This window comes from Segetibacter sp., from assembly GCF_025963695.1.
GTDB lineage: Bacteria > Bacteroidota > Bacteroidia > Chitinophagales > Chitinophagaceae > Segetibacter.
The window spans coordinates 16,676-37,858 of the sequence record NZ_JAOQAH010000041.1 but is presented as its reverse complement, the minus strand read 5'-3'; the positions used below and the strand labels follow the sequence as shown (position 1 = coordinate 37,858).

Sequence of the window (21,183 nt, the reverse complement as noted above, 5' to 3'; positions counted from 1 at the left end):
CTTTCTAAAAATTATAGTTTCTGTCTCTGACAATTGAAATCAGAATTTATTGTGGAGTTACAGAAGTTTGATTACTCGCCTTTGTTGTAGTTTTTGCCCTTACCTTATTGTTATCTGCTTTTACTTTGGTATGATTAGAAGCCGATCCAGAATTTGAAACGTTATTATCATCAGCATTTGCCTTTCCGTTAGCACTGGCGTTTACGCTTCCATTTACTGACCCATGAGCCTTTGCTCGTTCTCTAACCTGGTTTCCGTCTGCTTTTGTCTCGTCAACAGTTGTTGTTGTTCTGTCTTTTACCTGGCCACCAGTTGCTTGCACTCGCTCGTGCCCGTTTGTTTCAGCTTGAATATTACCATTACCTGAACCACTTAAAACACTGTTTCCATTGGCATTGGTTTGTGCATTCTGATTCGCATTAGCTGACCCATTTACTCTTCCTTGCTCTCTTACTGATGAACCAGTTTGTTGACCGGCACTCTGAACTTGTCCGGCCGCTTGTGTTGTTACACCTGTGGCAGATTGTAAGACTCCGGCAGGGGCAGTAGCGTCTGCCTGAACTTTAATATTCGTTGAGCCTGCACCGTTGGGCGCGGTTGCCCTTTGTTGTGCCGACTGATTTGCGTGTATGGTAGCGTTACTGTTAACAGCTCCATTTACCCCTGTGGCAGCTTTTGTAGCTGCATTAGCAGAAGTTGAAGTAGCTGCGTTAACCGAATTTTGTGTGGCTGCCGATGCACGTAATGTTGCATTTTGTGCTGCCGATGCGGATTTCGCTGCTGCTTGCTGCGAAGCTGCTGCTGCTTTAGTTGCTGCCTGGTTAACTACATTAGTATTAACCGATCCTTGTGCTTTACCTGTTACGCCTAATCCTACCTGTGCAAATACTCCGCTGCTAAGCAATAGCGCAGAAACTGCTAATAATCCTTGTTGCAAGTTTTTCATACTCTAAGTTTTTAGTTGTTATTTGAATTCAGCAGCGACAAAACAGAAATTATGCCTAACAATTATTTCCGGGGCAAAAAAAAAGAGGCAATTATATAAGTAGTTGATTCTTAAAAAAGTGGAAGCAATTATTACGATTATATGAAATTGTTTGTAATAAGAATAAAACCTTAAAAAAGGCAGCGTTTAGAGTGGAAGGGAGAATTGCTCTTACAAAAGGCGAATAACAAAAGATTATTTTAGAATATTTTGAATGATTGCTCCTTGTTGCTTTTCATTCTCTCCCTCTATTTTTACGATTTAGCACCGGTTTTAATATCAACGAAAGCAAAAGTGATATAAATGGAAACCGGACATATTATTCAGTGTGCATATGCTAAATTTTATCAAAATTCAGAAGTAATAGGGACATCAGAATCGCGCCTAAGCCCAATTCCCATCAAAAATTAATGATGTAATAAAGAATATTATCCTTCTTCGTGTTTAACCGTTCCTTGCTTTTGATACAGCTTCTTTCCAGAGAAAAAGTTCGGGATATACTCTCATAGTGTCAGCACGATTTTTACGAATTAATTCGTTGGCGGAAATTTCAAAAGACTTACCTACTTCACTTTGTGGAGCTGTTTGAATACTGCGGCCAAGAACTGTTTGTACCATAATTGGAGTTGTTGGAGGTTCCGGAGGCAGCCAGGGAACGTTGTTCGTTAGTGCATCTGAAATGCTGGCTATTCCCTGCTTCGCCCGCTTAACAACCGTTTGCGAAACAGGTATCCCTGGAGCAAATTTCTCAGACAAAAAATTAAGAACTGAAGTGTGGTCAAATTGAGAGTGACAAACTGATCCGGGTTTAACTAACGGAGACGCAATGATTGCTGGCACTCTTGGTCCGAGACTGGCAAACAAAAAAGGGGGATTTGCCTTTGTTTGATATGTAACATTTGGCGGAGGAACATGATCGTAAAAACCTCCATGCTCATCGTAATAAGTAATCATTACAGTGCCCTCCCACTTCTTAGCGTTTGCTATCAGCGCACGATACGTATTTCTTAAGAATTCTTCGCCCCATCCAATCGCCAACGGCGCATGGTTGTCGTTTGGTCTGTCTGATCCTATATGAGGCGCATCCTGGTAAGATGGTTCTATAATGATTACCTGCGGTGCAGTTTCTTCAGGCTCCTGCAGAATATCGCGGGCGAGGTATTCATACTTTCTGAAATTATCTCCGAAAACGAAATGCCAGAGCTTAGGGTATAAAGCAAAGAACGATAGCCCGTCATGATAAACCCGCCATCTTACACCCGCCTTGGTCATCCAATCGAAAAGGCTATTGTCTGCATCAATAAGACCCGAACGGGTGAAATGATTTTTTGTATCGCCGAAAAAAGCAATTGTTCTGTTGGGTTGTGTACTGCTAGGAACAGGAGTAAACCAACGATCACAAGTGCAAAACCGGCTTGCTAAAAAACTTGAAATCGGCGCCTGTGTTGATTTAAAAAAACCCATCGGCTGGCACTGGGGATTAGGAGGTAGTTTTGTTGTATCAGCATAAGACTTCACAAAGCCAGACATTGTAAATTTTCCGGTTACTCCCGATTTTGCCATTTGAACAGCAACATCAGTAAACTCATGAGGCAAATCAGAAGGCAACGTCGTATCGCCTTTCATTGCATAAGCATTGTAAGTATCGCCCTTATAAATATTATTGAAATTGCCTAAAGGCGATTTCAATCCATCTACCTGGCTACTTATCTTCTCGTAACTGAGATGCCCGAGCATGTGATCAAACGATCGGTTCTCAAACATTAGTAATACCACCGTCTTTACTCGTTCCAGCATGTTTGCCATTATTATCTTCTTTTATAGGTAATGGTTGTATTTATTGTAAGCCTTTCGGGTAATAAAGAATGGTCAGCTTTCTCGGCCCCCGTTAGCAGCGATTTAAATATCCATCTTCCTTCTATCGGCGTTCCGGCAAATGCTGGTGAAGGTGTACTATCTCTATCCAGTGAAGCGGTACGGTTTGCATGGGTTACAGACAAAGGTCTGCCTGATGCATTTGAAACAGAAAGCACTTCGAAACGGTCTCCCCACACTCCCGGGTTTTTGTCATCTTCCGCAACCAGAGTATCTCCGCGCAGTTCTGTATTAAATGCAATGGCAGTTATTGTGTTTTTAGGAAGCATTTCTACCTGTACCACCTGGTTAACTTCCTTTCCATTTTTTTCAACAACCAAAGTCATTTCCAGCATCTTACCTCCCGAATCTGGCAACTCGGTTTCATTTAATAATAAAGTAGGCTTTCCTTTTACATCCCAGGTAACTTTTAAAGTATCGTCCGCTGTCATTCTTCTTACTTGCGTGGTGTCATGGGTGGTTACTTTAAACGAGTTGATAACGGGTTTGCAAGAACATGAACCAAAAACAACCGATGCAAAAAGGAAGAAAAAGGAAGAGATTGGTATGCAACGCTTTTCTTCTAAATACATACTTGTCAAAATTTTTAAGGTGAATATTGAAAACAAGGAAAAAGGCCCTTATGATCAAGATAGAAAGATATTTTGGTACAGACAATAGGAGCCATGATGATGCTTTCGTTGCGTCGCATTTCGTTCATCTGCAACCCGCTATTGCGCTTTTACTCTTGCCTGAAAAAAACGTAATCGTTAAAAACTGCGTTACAATTTCTCCCTGTTGATTAATACTGGAGTGCAGAAAACATATAAACACATTCAGTCAAAAAGTGTATAAGAAGTATTTATTTCATGCAACGGAAATGCCTGTGTTTTTGTCTTATAAGACATGCATCTGCCATTTTACTCGGTGCAATAATTTTAGACAATATCATGGAAACGAACCAAATTTTCACTTCAGCAGCAACAAATAATGACTGGTATTCTGAAGAGTTTATATACGCAAGCGTAGTACGCTACCTCAAAGAAAACGGTTATAAAGTACAGAAAGAAAACAGGCAAAAAGAGGGAGAAAAACCAGAAAGAATAATCATCGCTTCTAAGTTTTTTCAAAAAGAAATTATTGAGGTGAAAGGGTTTCCCTACTATCATCCAAACCATTTACATGCTGTTGCTCCTAAAGCAGTTCAGGCGAAAAGTTGGTTTACAGAAGCGTTATTCAATTCGTTTGTCAATTTCAGCAGCTTCGAAAATAACGAGGTAGCAATGGCTGTTCCCAATGTTGGCCGATACCAGGCTATTATCAAAAACCTAAACGACTACTTTACTATAAATGATCTTTACTTTAAAATATATCTCGTAAACGAAGATGCCTCTGTGGACGTTTCTAACCTCAATCAAAAATACCTTCAAATCGTTTCTTAAAAATTCGTTTTGGGGTTTCGACAGTAATAAAAAAAGTAGAGTTTGTACTCTACTTTTTTTATTACTGTCGAAACCAACATCTTATTTCTCCACCTTGTTATCTAAAATCTAACCGCCGGACATTTAAGATCCCTTGATTTATCAATCAATCCTTGTTTTATAATAGACACTTCGTAAGCTCCGCGTGTCTGGTTATAATTCTTTAGGGCAGACGCGGTTGCATCGTAACTAAATGTCATTCTATAACCGCTTTGCTGAAACCCAACCACAGGTATGATAGCATCACTTACCCGATAGTAAGCTCCCATGATTAATTGCGTACTGCCATCTTCGCTCAACTTTCTTTGGCCGTTAACACCACCTACTACTTCCCATGCAGTACTCATCTTGCTAACATATACATTCGGATTAACTATCCATGCATCTCCCGCTCTAAAACTTCCGTTAACAAAAGTTGTCAGCCTTGTAGGGATTCGGGTATCAACCAAACCCGGACTAAAAAAAGATTCGCTTGGCCTGTTAATATTAGATGCACTAAAACCAACATTGAGGTAGGTATTTTCATTAGGGTAGTAAGCGTAATTAAGGCCTGCCTGTAAAGAGAAATAATTGACCTGGTTTGCAGCAAAAGGCTCGCCACTGGGCGCACCAATGTCAAAAAATTTACCGTTCCACTGGTTATCGAAAGTCAGCTTCGAAAAATCTATTCTCTTGTTTGTCCATCCAATATTAAATCCTGCACTAACCAGACTTCCCAACCCAACAGCCTGGTGATAAGCCACAGAGCCAAAGGCGCGTGTGCTTGTAAGATTTCCTGACCCTGCAACATCTCTCAACAAAGCGCCGCCAATACCTATCCATCCATTTTCAAAACGGTCTCCAAAAACCTGCCCATCGGCAAAAGCACTAAAGGTCTTGTATGGGTTTCCAATATTAGCCCATTGCGTTCGGTAATTTATTCCAACCCTATATTCTCCATCAGGTATAAACCCTGTATTTGCAGGATTAACAAGCAGCGGCGAATGAAAATATTGTGAAAAATGCAAGTCCTGGGCAGAGGCATTATACTGCAAGCCCAGTAATAAAATTATAACAGTCCAATAATAAAATTTCTTATTCATTCTCTTCGTTTTCGTCTTCTTTAATAATGTTATTTCGACCTCAATCTTTAATATTTTTCTTTATTAATCTCTTTATCTTAATAATGTTATGTCTCCTTTCTTTTGATATTTTGTGTTATCTGAATATTCTACATCTAACACGTAGTGGTATACTTCCTTGGGTTGCAGGCTTCCTTTATATGTTCCATCCCATCCCTGCGTTCTATCGCTCGTTTCAAATACCACCGTCCCCCACCTGTTATAAATCCGCCATACTAATCTCTTAATACCAAAACCTCTTACAAACACTTTATCATTAACCCCGTCATTGTTTGGGGTAAAGGCGTTAGGTACATCAAGTATAGGAACAATCAATGCTGCTATTGGTTGGCAAACAGTATCGGCACAACCAACATTATTAATTGCAATTAAACAAGTATTAAAAGTGTTTGTTTCTGTATAAATATGTTGTATTGGGTCGGAGGACGATGTAAGCAAAGAGTCGGAATCCCCAAAAACCCATTTATATCGGTTTGCTGCTATCGAATTATTGAAGAACCTGACAGGTGTATTTTCCTGTGGAGGATTGGGTGTGAAGGTGTATGAAGCAACAGGCTTTCCTGCAACAGTAATAGTAAAACTGGCAGAATCTTGCAGGTTACAGGTGGCAGAGTCAATCACTCTTAAATTTACAACAAAAGTTCCGGGTGCAGAATATAAATGTTGAGGATTTGGGAGCGTTGATGTGGTGCCGTCGCCGAAGTCCCAATTGAATTGTTGCCCTCCGGCAGAAGTGTTTTCAAAAATGGCATTGTATGGTGCACATCCACTTGCACCCGTTTTGAAACCTGCTTTTACATTGGCCGATATTCTAATTGTTTTTTCAATTGAATCAGGAGAATTGCAAAATGTAGCATCGTTTAAAAAGAGTTTTACAACATAAGTACCGGCACCGGGAAAGCTGTGGTTTACCGCATTGGGGCCTGCAATAACAGGAGCAGAATTATCACCAAAACTCCAGCGGAAGGAGCTGGCAGAAAAAGATCTTGCAGCAGGTGAAACAAACGAAGTATTTGTAAATCTATAATTAAACGAATCGCATGGCTGCAGCTTGGTTGAACTAAAATCAAGGTTTGCTCTAAAAGTTGTTACGCGAATGTTTGTATAAGCGGTGTCTGCAACATTACATTTTAGACTATCAATAGAAACAAGCCTGACCCGGTAATCTCCCACACTGGTAAAGGTGTGACTGAGATTAGGGGTAGTAGTAACCATATCACCGGTATTATCTCCAAAGTTCCAAACATAACTATTTCCCTGGGCCAGCGTATCAGAAAAGTCAACAGTAAGAGGTACGCAACCTGTTGTATCATTGACAGCTCCTTTTATAGACGACCTTACACTTCCCGTTACGCCAGCAAGATTGAATGCAATTTTTACAGCGGCAAGGTTGCAATTATCAGAACCGTTCTCAGGCGACCAAACTCCGGGAGTCGTTGGAAATGAAACTCCTTTGTTGCAGTTAGCGCACAATGCCTGGTAAATAACGCCATTACGGTCAAATCGGCTTGTTCCTCCGTCTACGTGCTCACCAACCCCTCCGTTTTGACCAAAGAAACTTCCATATAACTGGTGAGTAGCGTTCTTTGCCAGTACGAAGAAGTAAAAGTCGCTGTTGTCGGTTCTGGATTGAATAGCGTCCGGAGTTATAGATAAACCCGAGGTTCCCGCATTAGGATATTTTGCATCCTGGTCTACTGAACCGCCCCACCCCGATACATATACGTTTTCACATCGGTCAACAAGAAATGCAATAGGTGAAATATTGGGGAGCGGGTTGTTAGTTCCAAAAATGGTGGAATATTCATAACCGGTAAGGTCAGCTTTCAACTTTGATATAAACTGCTTTCCACCCGCTTGACGAAACACTGCATTTACAACAGGCCAGTCTCCCGTCGTTGTTCCCATAATGTAAGGAAATGAAAACCGGTCGAACTGGATTCCATACAACATATCATTGCCGGGCGTACCCATATAACTCGTTTTAACTAACTGCCCTGCAGAAGTAATAATCGAAACGAAGCCATCTGTTTCACCGCCCTGGAAAGTGGAATGCAGTGTACGGGTTTTATCACCCGGCAAATTTGTACTTACAGTATTGCCGCCGAGATAGATATTATTATTTGAGGGATTAATTGCCAAAACAAAAGCTGCATCATTTTCACTCCCCCCGATAAAACTGCTGTAAATAATATTTGTGATGTCTGAATTTGTTTTTATAAATACACCATCTTGCTTGCCTCCGATGGTTCTTTGAAATGCACCGGCAGTAGTTATAAAATTAGAGGACTGGGTGCTTGAAGCAAGCAAAATATTACCGGCATTGTCTAAAATAACTTCACTTCTGGAATCATCTCCATAATTCCTTCTTAAGCTTTCCACCGATAGTTGACTTCCACCAGAATACTTAGGGCCAATATTAACGCCATCCATTTGTGACCCACCAATTTTCCTTGAGCCAATTAAGGCATTTCCCGCCGCGTTCAACTTGGTCAACACTATATCATAACCTCCACCAGTACCAAAAGTCGTAGACCTTACAGGGTAGTCATCAGATGTGGTTCTTCCGGCAATCACCAGGTTTTGCTGTCCATCTACAACCAAACTATGTGGATGTTCATTTTTCAATCCTCCTATGTAGGTTGCATAAATTCTGTCTCTGCCATCAGGAGAAAGTTTCATAATGCCCATATCAAAACCTCCCAGTCCTTCCGTGTCGTTTTCTCCCCCGGCATAAGCTGTTTGAAAAGCACCTGTACTTGTGGGGAAACCTGTCGTAAACACTATTCCTCCGGCATAAAAACTTCCATCAGCTCCATAAGTAGCCGTATAGCCCCAATTGTCGGCTGTGCTACCCGTAAAAGTCGAAAAAACAAGTGTAGGATCTATAACTAATGTTGAAGATGCGGAGTAACTACCTAAGGCGAATTTCACTGTATTACCTATCACCTTAAAGCGGCAATTAACCGTCTTTTTCTGCCCGTTCACTAACTGGTAAGCGTAGGGGGCTAATTCGCGTACATTACCTACCGAGGTTTTTATAATCAATTGTTCGTTTTTTACCTCCAGGCCATCTACCCCCTCATATTTCATGGCAATAGGGGACAGATCTGCACCTGCGTTTACGACAATATCATACTTCAACCGCCCTTCGTTTGTGTAGTATCTCACGTCTATGCCAGGATAAATATTTCGATAAGTAATAGCCTGGTAAATACTACAATTACCTCTCCATTTTGCCGGGTCGTTGCCAACAAAATAGTTATTATAAGTACCAAGCGGTTTATCGCCCGTAATAACAGGAGCAACTGCATTTACAAATTGTACATTATAAGCATGAGAATGAACAATCACATTATTATCGGGGGCTCCAGTAGCTATTACTTTTCCCGCAACTCTTTTGTGGTTTTGGGCATTTCCATGATTCGATTGTTGTAAGAAGGAGAGATCATTAGCACTGTGTTGCACAACAGTAAAGCCCTTTTCCTGTAGAAAAAAAGCTCCATTATTCATCACACCCTTAAACTTTATATTATTTTCCCACTGGCCTCTATTTTCAACGAACTCCAGGTTAGAATTTTGACAAAAGCTATATAAACTGCTACAAAGAATAAGAACTGTGAAGGCAATTGAAAAAGGTAGTTTCAAGCAGGTTATGTTTAAAAAGAGTTACAGATTTTTACTAATTAAAGCTATGTACTGTTTCGCTTCATTGTTGTTAAAATTAGTTGCTACATCGGCAATAAAACGTTGTATTTTAAATAGAAAATGCTCATTATTCTAATCCCCGGCACACCTCCTTAAAAAGTGGGAATACACCTTATACATTCCAACTTTAAACACTGGTTAAACCGTTATATTTCTTTAAGATCCGGCAGTTGGTTAAATAGCATCATAGTTGCGACGCTCCCTTGTACTGTAAATTATAAAGAAGCTATTCCTGGCTAACCTTCCTTACACGTTTATCAAGGAGACGATCTAAATTTGAAAACTGTTGCTGACATTTTCAATGCGGGGCGTCACCGGCAATAAGTTGAAAATATGTATCTTACTTTTTTCACTCGAAAAATCAAACGACTAGTTTTTTGAATGATCCAATTACAAAATGTAAGCAAACAGTACGCAAATGGCAAAGCGGTAGATGATATCTCCTTCTCTATCGAAGAAGGTGAAACCCTGGTTCTTTTGGGCACCAGTGGTTGCGGAAAAACAACTACGCTCAGAATGATTAACCGCTTAACTGAACCAACCAAAGGAGACATTATTGTAAACGGACAGGATATAAAAACACAACCACCCGAATTACTTAGAAGAGGAATTGGATATGTACTGCAACATCATGGCTTGTTTCCACATTATACAGTAGCAGAAAATATTGCCATCGTTCCAAACCTGCTGAAATGGAACAAGGAAAAAACTGCACGTCGAACGGATGAATTACTTCAAAAGTTACAACTCTCCGCAACAGTTGCTAACCTTTACCCCGCACAACTAAGCGGAGGACAACAACAACGTGTTGGACTTGCAAGAGCGCTCGCAGCAAATCCTCCGGTATTATTAATGGACGAGCCGCTCGGTGCCCTGGACCCCGTTACTCGTGCAAGCATACGGAAAGAGTTTAATAACCTTGACGAATTGAAACGAAAAACCATACTACTGGTAACGCACGACGTGCAGGAAGCCTTTGAATTAGGCGACCGCATCTGCCTGATGAATGAAGGAAAAATAGTGCAAATCGGTACGGCGCAGGAATTGTTATTCAATCCGTCTGACGAATTTGTTTCCCGATTTATAAAAGAGCAACGTTTTCAGTTGGAACTCGAAAGTATTCAGTTAAAAGAGGTTTGGCGGTTCTTGCCTAAGGCAATTGAAGGCACAGACGAAAAGTTGCTGGTGCCCGAAACTACTTTGTGGGAGGCAATAGAAACAATTTCCCAGGCAAAACACCCGGAAGCTGAAAGATTTGCTACGACAGTAAGCAATCAAAAGAAACAAATTGAGATAGGTTCTTTGATGGCTGCTTACACCAATTATAAAAATTCAATTAAAGCATGAATGAGCAGCAACAAAGTTTGTGGAGTTTTATACAGCAGCAATCTGACAAGTTGCTCGAACAAACGCTTGCTCATATTGGACTAACCTTCATCTCCTTGCTCCTTTCAATCATAATTGCAATTCCTCTAGGTATTTGGATTAGCAGAAAAAAGCAGTGGAGTGGTACAATACTTGGCATTGCAGGTGTACTTCAAACCATTCCAAGTATCGCCTTGCTTGGGTTTATGATCCCCCTGCTAGGTATCGGGGCTAAACCTGCAATCGTTGCGTTGATGCTGTATGCATTTCTTCCAATTATTCGCAACACCTTCACCGGTATTAACCAGGTTAATTCTTCGGTAACCGATGCCGCAAAAGGCATGGGAATGACATCTTACCAAATACTCTTTAAAGTAGAGCTACCGCTGGCTATGCCAGTAATACTTGCCGGCATTAGAACTGCAACCGTCATTAACGTTGGTGTGGCAACCCTTGCAGCGTATATCGCTGCAGGAGGGTTAGGTGAATTTATATTTGGAGGAATTGCTTTAAACAACACCAACATGATTTTAGCCGGTGCAATTCCTGCTGCTTTACTCGCGATTTTTTTTGATTTTTTGCTTGCCCGGGTTCAGCAGCTTAATATTAAAAATGCCCGGATTTCTTTGATTAGTATACCAATTATATTGGTTGGTCTTTCCTCTTTTTACCTGCTTCCTGCTACAATAAAAGGCCACATGCTTGCGGGCTTTACACCCGAGTTTATGGGAAGAAGCGACGGGTATCTTGGCTTAAAAAGTAAATACAAATTAAACATAAGAACGGTAGTCATTAGCGATGCAGTGATGTACAAAGCTGCTTTCGAAAATCAACTCGACGTAATCAGCGGGTATAGTACAGACGGAAGATTGAAAGCTTACGACCTGGTAGTACTGGACGATGATAAGACCATATTTCCTCCTTACTACGCAGCGCCAATTGTAAGGCAGGAAATTTTGACAAAGTATGCCGAGCTTGAGCCTGCACTAAACTTATTGTCTGGTAGAATTAACGACTCTATTATGACCGATCTTAATTACCGGGTTGATCATTTGAAGGAGCCACCTGAAAAGGTTGCCAGGGAATTTCTCATAAGACAAAATCTATACAAAGAACCTCGAAACGGGAACAAAGGAATTGTAAGGATGGGTTCAAAAATTTTTGGTGAACAGTACATTTTGTTGCAGATGTATTCAATACTGATAAAAGGGAATACGGACTTAACGGTAGAAACGAAAACTGGATTAGGCGGTACAAAAATTTGTTTTGATGCCTTAACCAATAACCAGATCGACATGTATCCCGAATATACAGGTACAGGTTTGCTGGTTATCCTTCAGCCTGTGAATAACGTTGTGCAGCAGATTATAGGTAATAAAGAAAAAGTGTATGAGTATGTTCAAAAGGAGTTCATCAATCAATACAAAATAAAGTGGTTGAAACCTATTGGTTTTAATAATGCCTATGCCTTAATGATGCGGAAGAAGCAAGCCGGTGAATTAAACATCCGAACTATTTCGGACTTGAAAATGTTTATCGATAATAATTAAAAGAATGAATTTTTTAGAGCGGTATAAAATAGTAAGAAAAAGAACAGAAGATATTTGCAAACCCTTGGAAACGGAAGATTTCGTGGTTCAGCCCATTGCAGATGTAAGTCCACCCAAGTGGCACATTGGTCATACAACGTGGTTCTTTGAAACATTTATATTAATGGATTATCTGCAGGGTTATACAGAGTTTAATCCCGAATACAATTACGTATTCAACAGTTATTATGAGACCGTTGGTGCAAGAGTTATCAGAACCGATCGCGGTAACTTAAGCAGGCCAACTGTAAAAGATATTTTTCAATACAGGAAGTATGTAGATGAGGCAATGGAGGGATTGCTTAAAGACAACTACCCCAGCGAATTGAACGAGCTGCTTGAACTTGGCTTTAACCACGAGGAACAACACCAGGAGCTTCTACTAACCGATATAAAATATATTCTTGGAAACAATCCCTTATTTCCAGCTTACACTCCCTTAGTTGATACAATTGAAAACCACCCAATAGAAAATTTTATAACAATCGATGAAGCGATTTATGAGATAGGCTTTAATGGTAGGGGCTTTTGTTTTGACAATGAACTGGGAAGGCATAAAGTGTATGTGCCGCAATTTGAAATAGCGACGACATTGGTGACCAATGGAGCATTTATAGAATTTATTGAAGCTGGAGGTTATACAGATTTTAGACATTGGCACGCTGAGGGATTGGATTGGGTAAAAAACAACAGCATATCTGCGCCCATGTATTGGCACAACATTGACGGGACTTGGCATCATTATACTTACAACGGTTTAACTCCTGTAAATCCCTACGATCTTCTTAACCACATCAGTTTTTATGAAGCCGCTGCTTTTGCCGCATGGAAAGGAATGCGTTTACCAACTGAATTTGAGTGGGAAGTAGCTGCAGGCAAATTTACCTGGGGTAGCCGTTGGGAATGGACTGAGAGCGCTTATCTCCCTTACCCTGGTTTTAAAAAAGCTCCCGGTGCCATTGGGGAGTACAACGGAAAATTTATGGTCAATCAAAAGGTATTGCGCGGGGCTTCTGAAGTTACCTCGCCGGGCCACAGCCGTATTACTTACCGCAACTTTTTTCATCCGCACCTGCGCTGGCAATACACCGGTATCAGGTTAGCACAATAAAAAACATGAGCCAATTTTTAGAGGATGTTTTGAAGGGCCTTTCTGCCAAAGAGAAATATTTGCAGTCAAAATATTTTTATGATGCCAACGGCGACAAGTTGTTCCAGCGTATTATGGCATCGAAAGAGTATTATCCTACGAAATGCGAAATGGAAATTTTCGCCCAACAAACCAACGAACTGGTTGCAGTGCTAACCGGGCAAAGTAAAGAATTTGATATTGTTGAATTAGGTGCGGGCGATGCTACGAAGTCTATCCATCTACTGAAAGGTCTTTTAGACAACCAAGTAAGCTTCACCTATTTTCCTGTTGATATTTCTGCTAATGTAATTGACTTACTTCACTACGAACTTCCCAAAAAACTTCCTGCATTGAAGCTGCAGGGTTTAAACGGAGAATATTTTAAAATGCTTGAAAAGGCAAAAACATTACCTGATAAAATCAAAGTAGTTCTTTTTTTAGGTAGCAATATTGGCAATGTTCCTTTAGAAAAAGCAGGTGAGTTTAGCACATCATTAAGAGCACATTTAAAACCGGGAGATCTTGTCTTAATTGGTTTTGATTTAAAGAAAGACCCGAAAACAATTTTAGATGCTTACAATGATAGTTCAGGCTTTACCCGAGATTTCAATCTAAACTTATTACTCCGAATCAATAAGGAGCTACAAGGAAATTTCAACCTTGATAATTTCTATCACTATCCTACCTACGATCCAGCTACAGGAGCAACCAAAAGTTATATTGTAAGCAAAGTGGAACAGCAGGTAAGCATCGGAGAAAAAACCTTTGGTTTCGCTAAAGGAGAGCCAATATTTATGGAGATCTCACAAAAATATACCGTTGAGCAAACGGATGAATTAGCAAAGCAAACAGGCTTTGAACTTATACATCATTTCTACGACTCGAAGAAGTGGTTTTTGGATGCAATTTGGAGGTGCGTATGATTATTTATAGGCTGGATGAACTACAACCCTGGTACCTGTAATTCTTCTATTTAAAGCTTCAATAATCTCATCAAAAAACTCCATTACAGTTCTCGTATGTGTTGTCCCTTGCAATAAGGATAGCAACACCTAAAGGGTAATTTTAAAATTTTGTTGGTGGAAAGATTGTTAGCGATTGAAACAAAGACTTCAAAATTGCTTTTTACCATCAGTTCTAGTAGCTCTCCATTCTTTCTTCCTGGCCAGCCCATATCTTTTATAGTATAAGCTTTAAAACCTTTTCTTTAGAAACGATATTTAAGCTTGAAAGGGAGGTTTTCATCCAATAATAGTTTCATCAAATATTATTTCAGGCAATTCAAAATGTTTTGCACTCCATTTAATAACTGCTTCAGCCTGCTTTTGATCTGCGCCTGGGAAGTCTTCTAAAAATTCACTTAAAGGAACTCCCTTTTCCAAAATGCCAGAACAAACTTTGCACCGGTACCCGTGTTCCTTTGAAGACAGGTTTACCAAATTGTATTTCCTGATCTACAGTAATATAGTCGGATAAAGTCTGCATCGCACAAATATAACAATGAGTAATTGGAGTGTGGAGAGACTTAGAGTCTATTGTTTGAGCAAGTATTAAAGATTTAGACTAATCGCTCAATAAAAAGCAAAAGTACAAGAGTGCGACGCAACGACGGTACAGGAGCATTCCAAAGCCGACTACCAAAATGTCCTCATAATCCAACCCATCCTCTCATCCCGGTTCCTACACCGCACAGTGTTCATGATAATTTTCCAACACAATTGGCGCCCTTTCCACTTCAAATCCCTGGTAGTGTTGTTGCACTTCATCCAATACTGCTTCTACCTCTTCTACTTCTTTTAAAGTTACCAGCCTGTTTCTGAATTCCTTGATTCCCGGTAAGCCTTTTAGGTAATTTGAATAATGCCTCCGCATTTCATTGATCCCTACAACCAGTCCTTTCCATTCGACCGACTTGCGCAGATGGTTTTTGCTCACCTCTACCCTTTCCTCCACAGTCGGAGAAGGAAGCAATTCACCGGTTCGCATATAGTGATGGATCTCGCGAAAGATCCAGGGGTAACCAATAGCAGCGCGACCGATCATAATCCCATCGACCCCGTAACGGTTTTTGTACTCTACGGTCTTTTGCGGGCTATCAATATCGCCATTTCCAAAAATGGGTATATGAATGCGTGGATTGTTTTTAACTTTTGCTATAAGCGACCAGTCAGCTTCTCCTTTGTACATCTGGCTGCGTGTGCGACCGTGAATTGCTAATGCTTTGATGCCTACATCCTGCAACCGCTCAGCAACTTCTTCTATATTTTTCGTCTGTTCGTCCCAGCCAAGACGGGTCTTTACCGTTACAGGAAGGTTCGTAGATTTTACGACTGCATCTGTAAGGCGAACCATCAGGTCTATGTCTTTCAAAACGCCGGCACCGGCGCCTTTACAGGCAACCTTTTTAACGGGACAGCCAAAATTGATATCAAGTAAATCTGGATTGGTAACATCTACAATTTTTGCAGCCATGGCAAGGCTATCCTCGTCACCACCAAAAATCTGGATACCTATTGGCTTTTCATAATCATAGATATCAAGCTTCTTACGGCTTTTAATCGCGTCTCTTATCAGGCCCTCGCTGCTGATAAATTCTGTGTACATAAGGTCTGCTCCGTTTTCTTTACACACTGCACGAAACGGAGGGTCGCTTACATCTTCCATAGGAGCCAACAAAAGCGGAAAGCCCTGTAATTGTATGTTGCCGATAGTAATCATGATACTTGTAAAAATCCTTTAAAGCCTGCCAGCACAGCGTTGCAACCTGTTGTTTATAAGTTGCATCCTGTATCTTGCACAACTATTTTTTAAAACGCAAACTTACATTCTTATTTGTAGCTGATTTATGAAGACTTACTTAAAATATCAACCTCCGGCAGTGCAGTTTCTCGCTTTTTTGGGGCTGGCAGGTGGATTTCTTATTTTGAATTCTGCTGTTTCAAGCTTCTTTTTCGGCGATATTGCGGGTGCCCTGCTTAATAAGAGTGCGGTTGTTTCACCAGATGTAATAGACAAGTTCAAATGGGCCCAACTGGCGGGGTCTATTATCTCCTTTATCCTGCCTTCATTGTTCTTTGGCTACTATTCATCGCCCAAATCACTCCCATATATCGGCATTCAAAAAAATGCATCACTTATATTATTGGCCGCTGCATTCCTTTTATTATGTACCATTCAACCTTTTATAGGATGGCTGGGCGAGATAAATGCACGTATCAAATTCGGCTCTCTACAAAAATCGTTGCTCGAAATGGAGGCGATGTATAACAGGGCGCTGCAGGTTTTTCTGCAAATGAAAAACTTTGGAGACCTTTTAATCAACCTGTTTATCATGGCTTTACTGCCTGCAATAGGTGAAGAATTGTTTTTCAGGGGTTCGTTGCAGAAGGCCCTGTTACGTATCAGCCACAAACCGTGGCTGGCTATATTAATATCATCTGTTGTGTTTGCTTTGCTTCACGGTACATTTTTTAAAATACTACCCATTTTTACCCTAGGACTTATTTTAGGCATTGTATATTATATAACCCGAAATCTGTGGTATACCATCCTTATTCATTTTGTAAACAACGCCTTCGCAGTTTTATCTGTCTACTACGCTAATAGCAGCGAAACTTTAAAAAAGATTGCTAGCGACAACATTTCGGTTCCGCTGTATGGTGCATTTATAAGCCTCGTTGTTGGCATTGGCATTATTTATTTCATTAAAAAGAAAAGTGACGAAGTATTGCCGGCTACTGTTACCGGCGACGATAATGATTATATTGCGTAATCGATTTTACAACAATAAGTATGACACACAAATGGTTTCTTTTATATGCTACCCGCAACTTTCCCCAGGCCAGCATCATTAAAGGAATGCTCGAAGAAAACAGTGTACCTGTTATGGTGGTAAACAAGCAGGATAGCAGCTATCTCAACTTTGGCGATATTGAAGTATATGTTCCCGTTTTATTAAAAGATATAGCAAGGCATTTGGTAGACAGAGGTTTGCTGAATTGATTTCTTTTTCACCCGTGTTTTTCATCTATGCAAAAGTTTTTTGTGTTACCATCATTAGTGCTCCCCTCAACATTGTTGTGTCACTCACTTGTACCGCAACAAAAACGCAGCCATTTTCATTATCACTTCATCCCTTTATCAACCTGTCGGCTCAACTTATATAAATATGGCTTTTAACGTCCAGACTTTTAAAACCCGTGCCTTAACTGCTGTCATATTTGCTATTATTATGTTAGCGGGGCTCCTCTGGAATCATTGGAGCTTCTTCATTTTGTTTACTGTTATACATTTTGGTTGTTGGGTAGAATATCAAAAATTAATAGGTTTGATAGACCCGGAATATCAAAAAATAACTCCCATACATAAATATGGAGTAATGTTAGCGGGCTGGGCTTTTATGCTCTTTATGGCCGGCAATGCTTATGCAATTGGCAACCTTACATTTCACGTCGTTGGTAAAGTACTATTACTGGTCTCAGGGGTCGTACTTCCAATATGGCTTGTTCTTCTTTCAAAAAACTTTTCGATAAAAACACTAGGCTACTCACTTCTTGGCCTTGTATACATTTCCGTTAGCTGGGGTTTAATGATCGGTATTAGAAGCACTGGCCTTCTTACCCAGGGATCGCAGGTTTTTCTAGATATGGGTTGGATTATCCCGGTTATTTTGATTGCTTCCATCTGGATAAATGATACGATGGCCTATATCGTTGGGTCCTTTATCGGAAAAACACCTTTCTCTAAAATTTCACCTAAAAAAACCTGGGAGGGAACAGGAGGTGGGGCTATTCTGTGTGTTGCCGTGGTAACACTTGGTGGTTATTTCCTTTTTCACGTAAAAGACATTGTAACGCTTATAGTCATTTCCCTTATTGCTGCAATCGTTGGTACTACAGGCGATTTACTTGAAAGCAAATTAAAAAGAATGGCTGGCGTAAAAGACAGCGGACAACTAATGCCAGGCCATGGAGGTTTCCTTGACCGTTTCGATAGTTTGATTCTTGCCACCCCTTTTGTGTGGCTGTATATTATTCTGTTTGGGATTTAAAGAAGTGATGGAGCCAATAAGGAATCGAGGCATTGTGTAATTAAGCGGCTCCCGGTTACAAATAACATTTTTCCATCCCGCCAAAACCATCTATTTTACTTCCTTAATAAACTGCGACTAACTGTGCAACCCGTACTTAGCCTTAATGGCATCACAAAATTTTACGGAAAGATTCAAGCCTTAAATAATGTTTCCTTCGACGTTCCTGAAGGAAGCGTTTTTGGAATTCTTGGTCCAAACGGTAGTGGAAAAACAACGATGCTTGGTATTGTAATGGATGTTTTGAAACCAACCTCAGGAACGTTTGAATTTTTTGGAAAGCCTGCTACATCAACTCTTCGAAAAGACATTGGAACCCTACTTGAAACGCCCAACTTCTATCACTACTTATCGGGTGAAAGAAACCTTGCTATTGCAGCAGAAATTAAGGGAAAAGGAAGAGAAGATATTCCCGCAGCGCTCGAAAAAGTAAACCTGGCAGAAAGAAAAACAAGCAAGTTTAGCACCTACTCGTTAGGTATGAAACAAAGGCTTGCAATAGCGTCGGCCTTGTTGGGTAATCCTACTGTATTGGTTTTTGATGAACCTACCAATGGACTTGATCCTGTAGGAATTGCAGAAATCCGTGAATTGATTAAGCGACTTGCAGGAGAAGGCAAAACGATTATTATGGCCAGCCACATGCTTGATGAAGTTGAAAAGGTTTGTACGCACGTGGCCATAATGAAAAGAGGAAAATTATTGACGTCCGGACCGGTAGATGAAATACTGGTGAATGAAGACATCGTAGAAATATCTGCAAACAATCTTTCGCAGCTTGAGTTGATTGCTTCCGCCCTGCCTGGTCATACGAGTATAAAAAAGCAAAGCAACTGTATCCAAGCCCTTTATCCTTCGGGCACTGCTAATCTTGAAGCAATTAATCAGCATTGCTTTAATAGCGGAGTTACCCTTAATCATCTTTTGCTAAAGAAAAAAAGTCTTGAAGCGAAATTTTTTGAGCTTACTAATAATTAAAAACGCTTTATACAAATGTTCCAGCTTTTAAAAGTAGAATGGATGAAGGTGAAGCATTACAGAACCTTTTGGGTTCTATCGATTCTATACCTGGTTAGTGTTTTTGGCGCCATTTATATTGCTCACCAAATTTGGACCTTAGCTCCGAAAAATAATGAAATGTCTAAAGCGGTCGTGGGGGCACTGTTTAACTTTCCTGATATCTGGCATTTGGTAAGCTACATAAGTAGCTTTCTAATGTTTATGCTGGGACTCCTTATTATCATTTCTTTTACTAATGAATACAGTTACAAAACACATCGGCAGAACATAATAGATGGCTGGAGTCGAAAGGAATTTATTTTGGTGAAAATAGCACTCACCATCATAGTTGCCCTTGCTGCCACAGTAGCAGTTTTTATTACAGCCTTGCTTTTTGGTTTGCAGGAAAATGCTACTTCTTTCACTTTTGAAAAGATTGAATTTATCGGCTATTTTTTTATACAGGCTGTCAGCTATTGTTCTGCAGCATTACTTTTTAGTCTTTTGTTTAAAAGGTCAGGGATTACTATTGGGGTATTTTTCTTGTATACGCTTATCCTCGAAAATATGCTTACAGCTTTTTTAAATCATTATACAGACAACTTTGGTCGTTATCTTCCGCTTGAAACAACTGACAACCTCATTCGCATACCCTTTGGTAAAGCTATCATAAATCAATTTATGGCATCTTTCAACACGCCGGCTTTATTAATTATGGCTACTGTTTATCTGGCCCTATACTATTTTATAAGCGTTAAAAAATTCGAGTCCGACGATTTGTAGAGGAACACTCTCTTGCATCAATTTGCATTCATTATTTCTTAGTATTTCAACCTAAAGCACGTTTCACTTTGCACTTATAAGGTTATTTAAAGCAGTTTCAATTGTAGGATATATAAAACGATAACCCTCTGTTCTTATTTTTTCTGAACTTACTGTGGCGCTCTTTAATACCTCAACGCTCATTTGGCCAAGCATCACTTTAAGTACAAATGCCGGCACATGAGCATGTACAAAAAACCTTCCCTTCATTTTTTCTGCTAACAGTATTGTTAAGTCTTTGTTTCTTACCGGCGCCGGTCCAACAGCGTTATATACACCTTTGAGGTTTTCGTTGTCTATTGCAAACAAAAACATTCGACATACATCTTCAATGTGAATCCAGCTTATAACTTGTTTGCCACTACCTAATACCCCTGCAACACCAAAATTTATTGGCTTCTTAAATTCAGGAAGCGCACCTCCCTCGTTACTTAAAACAATGCCTATTCTTAATTTTACCAGCCGCTTGCCCTCTTTTTGTACCGGCTCAATACTTTCTTCCCAAAGGCGACAAGTCTCCCCCAAAAACTCTGTATCTGCACGCATCTCTTCTGTAAAGGCTGGTTTCTTAGCAGATCGTTTTTGATCATCTCCATAATACCCTATTGCCGATGCACTGATTACAGCTTTTACGTGGTTTGGTACTTCCTGCAACGCTTTTACAAGTAGAGCACTGCTTTGGGTACGGCTTTCAACTATTTCCTTTTTTCTGTCGGCTGTCCATCTTTTATCTGCTACCCCCGCGCCCGCAAGATGAATTATATAGTCAGCCTGCTCTACAGCTTTCCTCTCTATGGTTTGCGCTTTTACATCCCATGCAGAGTAGCTGATATTTTTATCATCTGAATGTCTTTGTGTTCTCGACAAAATAATAACCTTATGTCCTTTTGTAACCAGCAATCGGGTAAGAGCGGATCCAAGTAAACCAGTACCGCCGGTAATAAGTATTGTGGACATAGATAATATTTGAGCAGAAAAGTTTGTTGTTAGACTTTTGTCTGCCGTGAACTAAGACTGAACGAAAAGATAGTTGAGATA

19 protein-coding genes are annotated in these 21,183 nt (G+C 40.2%); 10 read left to right on the top strand and 9 right to left on the bottom strand.

Annotated features, from left to right (window positions below; translation table 11 throughout):
- Positions 1 to 46: 46 nt before the first annotated feature.
- The 3 genes from JWR87_RS07405 to JWR87_RS07395 form a co-directional block, all read right to left on the bottom strand.
- A complete protein-coding gene (locus JWR87_RS07405; protein WP_297817676.1) occupies positions 47 to 946 on the bottom strand; it encodes a hypothetical protein in 900 nt (299 codons plus the stop codon).
- 483 nt (positions 947 to 1,429) lie between these two features.
- Positions 1,430 to 2,791: an alkaline phosphatase family protein gene (locus JWR87_RS07400; protein WP_297817674.1), complete on the bottom strand. Its 1,362-nt coding sequence runs from the start codon at positions 2,789 to 2,791 to the stop codon at positions 1,430 to 1,432.
- 2 nt (positions 2,792 to 2,793) lie between these two features.
- Positions 2,794 to 3,432 (bottom strand): hypothetical protein, encoded by a 639-nt coding sequence (locus JWR87_RS07395; protein WP_297817671.1) that lies wholly within the window; start codon positions 3,430 to 3,432, stop codon positions 2,794 to 2,796.
- 357 nt (positions 3,433 to 3,789) lie between these two features.
- On the opposite strand from JWR87_RS07395, the gene JWR87_RS07390 reads away from it, so the two are divergent.
- Entirely contained in the window at positions 3,790 to 4,281 is a 492-nt protein-coding gene (locus JWR87_RS07390) for a hypothetical protein (RefSeq protein ID WP_297817668.1), read from the top strand.
- Positions 4,282 to 4,382: 101 nt separating this feature from the next.
- On the opposite strand, the gene JWR87_RS07385 is transcribed toward JWR87_RS07390, so the two are convergent.
- Positions 4,383 to 5,402, bottom strand: coding sequence for a PorP/SprF family type IX secretion system membrane protein (locus JWR87_RS07385; protein ID WP_297817665.1), 1,020 nt, complete (start codon positions 5,400 to 5,402; stop codon positions 4,383 to 4,385).
- Between the two features lie 72 nt (positions 5,403 to 5,474).
- Positions 5,475 to 9,089, bottom strand: a complete 3,615-nt coding sequence (locus JWR87_RS07380) for a PKD domain-containing protein (protein ID WP_297817662.1) — start codon at positions 9,087 to 9,089, stop codon at positions 5,475 to 5,477.
- 441 nt (positions 9,090 to 9,530) lie between these two features.
- Here JWR87_RS07380 and JWR87_RS07375 point away from each other — a divergent pair, with 441 nt between their 5' ends.
- From JWR87_RS07375 to JWR87_RS07360, 4 genes are read left to right on the top strand one after another with little or no spacing between them, the layout of a single operon-like run.
- Positions 9,531 to 10,496: an ABC transporter ATP-binding protein gene (locus JWR87_RS07375; protein ID WP_297817659.1), complete on the top strand. Its 966-nt coding sequence runs from the start codon at positions 9,531 to 9,533 to the stop codon at positions 10,494 to 10,496.
- The gene (locus JWR87_RS07370; RefSeq protein WP_297817656.1) at positions 10,493 to 12,064 is read left to right on the top strand and encodes an ABC transporter permease/substrate-binding protein; all 1,572 of its coding nucleotides are present in this window, start codon (positions 10,493 to 10,495) and stop codon (positions 12,062 to 12,064) included. Before JWR87_RS07375 ends, JWR87_RS07370 begins: the two co-directional genes overlap by 4 nt.
- 4 nt (positions 12,065 to 12,068) lie before the next feature.
- Complete coding sequence (gene egtB, locus JWR87_RS07365; RefSeq protein ID WP_297817653.1) at positions 12,069 to 13,214, top strand: ergothioneine biosynthesis protein EgtB; 1,146 nt, start codon at positions 12,069 to 12,071, stop codon at positions 13,212 to 13,214.
- Between the two features lie 5 nt (positions 13,215 to 13,219).
- Positions 13,220 to 14,158 (top strand): L-histidine N(alpha)-methyltransferase, encoded by a 939-nt coding sequence (locus JWR87_RS07360; RefSeq protein WP_297817650.1) that lies wholly within the window; start codon positions 13,220 to 13,222, stop codon positions 14,156 to 14,158.
- Between the two features lie 318 nt (positions 14,159 to 14,476).
- Here the strand turns inward: JWR87_RS07360 and JWR87_RS07355 are convergent, their stop codons facing one another.
- From JWR87_RS07355 to dusB, 3 genes are all read right to left on the bottom strand, one after another.
- Positions 14,477 to 14,617: a hypothetical protein gene (locus JWR87_RS07355; RefSeq protein ID WP_297817647.1), complete on the bottom strand. Its 141-nt coding sequence runs from the start codon at positions 14,615 to 14,617 to the stop codon at positions 14,477 to 14,479.
- Entirely contained in the window at positions 14,592 to 14,720 is a 129-nt protein-coding gene (locus JWR87_RS20260; RefSeq protein WP_366090297.1) for a DUF433 domain-containing protein, read from the bottom strand. Before JWR87_RS20260 ends, JWR87_RS07355 begins: the two co-directional genes overlap by 26 nt.
- Positions 14,721 to 14,915: 195 nt before the next feature.
- Positions 14,916 to 15,953 (bottom strand): tRNA dihydrouridine synthase DusB, encoded by a 1,038-nt coding sequence (gene dusB / locus JWR87_RS07350; RefSeq protein ID WP_297817644.1) that lies wholly within the window; start codon positions 15,951 to 15,953, stop codon positions 14,916 to 14,918.
- A 127-nt stretch (positions 15,954 to 16,080) separates the two neighbouring features.
- Here dusB and JWR87_RS07345 point away from each other — a divergent pair, with 127 nt between their 5' ends.
- The 5 genes from JWR87_RS07345 to JWR87_RS07325 all read left to right on the top strand — a co-directional run bounded on the left by JWR87_RS07345 (position 16,081) and on the right by JWR87_RS07325 (position 20,106).
- Positions 16,081 to 17,007 carry a CPBP family intramembrane glutamic endopeptidase gene (locus JWR87_RS07345; RefSeq protein WP_297817641.1) on the top strand — a complete coding sequence of 309 codons (927 nt, stop codon included), beginning with the start codon at positions 16,081 to 16,083 and terminating at the stop codon, positions 17,005 to 17,007.
- 20 nt (positions 17,008 to 17,027) lie between these two features.
- Positions 17,028 to 17,237: a DUF2007 domain-containing protein gene (locus JWR87_RS07340; RefSeq protein ID WP_297817638.1), complete on the top strand. Its 210-nt coding sequence runs from the start codon at positions 17,028 to 17,030 to the stop codon at positions 17,235 to 17,237.
- Between the two features lie 166 nt (positions 17,238 to 17,403).
- The gene (locus JWR87_RS07335) at positions 17,404 to 18,285 is read left to right on the top strand and encodes a phosphatidate cytidylyltransferase (RefSeq protein WP_297817636.1); all 882 of its coding nucleotides are present in this window, start codon (positions 17,404 to 17,406) and stop codon (positions 18,283 to 18,285) included.
- A 123-nt stretch (positions 18,286 to 18,408) separates the two neighbouring features.
- Positions 18,409 to 19,302 (top strand): ATP-binding cassette domain-containing protein, encoded by an 894-nt coding sequence (locus JWR87_RS07330; protein ID WP_297817633.1) that lies wholly within the window; start codon positions 18,409 to 18,411, stop codon positions 19,300 to 19,302.
- Positions 19,303 to 19,317: 15 nt separating this feature from the next.
- A complete protein-coding gene (locus JWR87_RS07325) occupies positions 19,318 to 20,106 on the top strand; it encodes an ABC transporter permease (RefSeq protein WP_297817630.1) in 789 nt (262 codons plus the stop codon).
- Between the two features lie 63 nt (positions 20,107 to 20,169).
- Here JWR87_RS07325 and JWR87_RS07320 read toward each other — a convergent pair whose 3' ends face one another.
- Positions 20,170 to 21,102 carry a TIGR01777 family oxidoreductase gene (locus tag JWR87_RS07320; protein ID WP_297817627.1) on the bottom strand — a complete coding sequence of 311 codons (933 nt, stop codon included), beginning with the start codon at positions 21,100 to 21,102 and terminating at the stop codon, positions 20,170 to 20,172.
- Positions 21,103 to 21,183: the final 81 nt, after the last annotated feature.

Excerpts from the sequence above, each read along its gene's own strand:
- JWR87_RS07405 (WP_297817676.1), bottom strand. The coding sequence starts at position 946 with ATGAAAAACTTGCAACAAGGATTATTAGCAGTTTCTGCGCTATTGCTT.
- JWR87_RS07400 (WP_297817674.1), bottom strand. The coding sequence starts at position 2,791 with ATGGCAAACATGCTGGAACGAGTAAAGACGGTGGTATTACTAATGTTT.
- JWR87_RS07395 (WP_297817671.1), bottom strand. The coding sequence starts at position 3,432 with ATGTATTTAGAAGAAAAGCGTTGCATACCAATCTCTTCCTTTTTCTTC.
- JWR87_RS07390 (WP_297817668.1), top strand. The coding sequence starts at position 3,790 with ATGGAAACGAACCAAATTTTCACTTCAGCAGCAACAAATAATGACTGG.
- JWR87_RS07385 (WP_297817665.1), bottom strand. The coding sequence starts at position 5,402 with ATGAATAAGAAATTTTATTATTGGACTGTTATAATTTTATTACTGGGC.
- JWR87_RS07375 (WP_297817659.1), top strand. The coding sequence starts at position 9,531 with ATGATCCAATTACAAAATGTAAGCAAACAGTACGCAAATGGCAAAGCG.
- JWR87_RS07370 (WP_297817656.1), top strand. The coding sequence starts at position 10,493 with ATGAATGAGCAGCAACAAAGTTTGTGGAGTTTTATACAGCAGCAATCT.
- egtB (WP_297817653.1), top strand. The coding sequence starts at position 12,069 with ATGAATTTTTTAGAGCGGTATAAAATAGTAAGAAAAAGAACAGAAGAT.
- JWR87_RS07360 (WP_297817650.1), top strand. The coding sequence starts at position 13,220 with ATGAGCCAATTTTTAGAGGATGTTTTGAAGGGCCTTTCTGCCAAAGAG.
- JWR87_RS20260 (WP_366090297.1), bottom strand. The coding sequence starts at position 14,720 with ATGCAGACTTTATCCGACTATATTACTGTAGATCAGGAAATACAATTT.
- dusB (WP_297817644.1), bottom strand. The coding sequence starts at position 15,953 with ATGATTACTATCGGCAACATACAATTACAGGGCTTTCCGCTTTTGTTG.
- JWR87_RS07345 (WP_297817641.1), top strand. The coding sequence starts at position 16,081 with ATGAAGACTTACTTAAAATATCAACCTCCGGCAGTGCAGTTTCTCGCT.
- JWR87_RS07340 (WP_297817638.1), top strand. The coding sequence starts at position 17,028 with ATGACACACAAATGGTTTCTTTTATATGCTACCCGCAACTTTCCCCAG.
- JWR87_RS07335 (WP_297817636.1), top strand. The coding sequence starts at position 17,404 with ATGGCTTTTAACGTCCAGACTTTTAAAACCCGTGCCTTAACTGCTGTC.
- JWR87_RS07325 (WP_297817630.1), top strand. The coding sequence starts at position 19,318 with ATGTTCCAGCTTTTAAAAGTAGAATGGATGAAGGTGAAGCATTACAGA.
- JWR87_RS07320 (WP_297817627.1), bottom strand. The coding sequence starts at position 21,102 with ATGTCCACAATACTTATTACCGGCGGTACTGGTTTACTTGGATCCGCT.